The sequence below is a fragment of the Catenulispora pinistramenti genome, from assembly GCF_018274385.1.
GTDB lineage: Bacteria > Actinomycetota > Actinomycetes > Streptomycetales > Catenulisporaceae > Catenulispora > Catenulispora pinistramenti.
In genome coordinates, this window is sequence record NZ_JAAFYZ010000651.1 from 1 (window position 1) to 255 (window position 255).

General features: G+C 69.4%; 1 protein-coding gene. It reads right to left on the reverse strand.

The window, feature by feature from the left end; genetic code table 11:
• Nucleotides 1-255, reverse strand: a 255-nt coding sequence (locus tag KGQ19_RS49015; RefSeq protein WP_212022547.1) for a transposase, incomplete at both ends; no start/stop codon positions are given.

A 255-nucleotide genomic window follows, 5' to 3' on the forward strand; every position in this document is an offset into this window, starting at 1 on the left:
CGGCGCAGCGGATCGCGTTCGGGCAGTGTGCGCGCACCGATTTCGCGATCCAGTGGGCGGCGTCGGCGGACACGTGCGTGATCTCCGCACAGCGTTCGGGCCCGAGGGCGTCGAAGAACTCATCGACGGTCTCGGCGTCCTGGCCGACGGCGGCCCACAGCAGCCGGCCGGTGTCGTGGTCGACGACGACGGTCAGGTAGCGGTGGCCCTTCTTGTAGGAGATCTCGTCGATGCCGATCCGGCGCACGTTCGCGA